This is a genomic window from Pseudoduganella aquatica, assembly GCF_009857595.1.
GTDB lineage: Bacteria > Pseudomonadota > Gammaproteobacteria > Burkholderiales > Burkholderiaceae_D > Rugamonas > Rugamonas aquatica_A.
This window is the reverse complement of sequence record NZ_WWCU01000162.1, coordinates 1-255: the sequence shown is the minus strand read 5'-3', so window position 1 is coordinate 255 and position 255 is coordinate 1. Positions and strand designations below refer to the sequence as shown.

The window sequence follows — 255 nt, the reverse complement described above, 5'->3', positions numbered from 1 at the left end:
CCAGCACCAGATTGGCAAAGGCGAACAAGGTAGACAGCTGTGCCGTGTTCTTGGCCAGGCCGCGATAGCGCGTCTTACGATGACGGAACAGGTTTTTGATGACATGAAACGGATGCTCGACTTTCGCCCGCACGCTGGCCTTCAGATGCTCCAACTTTTCCTTCAAGCGTCCCAGTTTGTTATTGGGCAGCGCCTTGCGTTTAGAACGCTTCATGGCCACGTGCCACGTCACCGATGTGCCGATATTTTCTGGCC

General features: G+C 54.9%; 1 protein-coding gene. It reads right to left on the bottom strand.

Features of this window, described 5'->3' with window-relative positions; all coding sequences use genetic code 11:
* Positions 1 to 255, bottom strand: a 255-nt coding sequence (locus GTP77_RS30060) for a transposase (RefSeq protein WP_229202443.1), incomplete at both ends; no start/stop codon positions are given.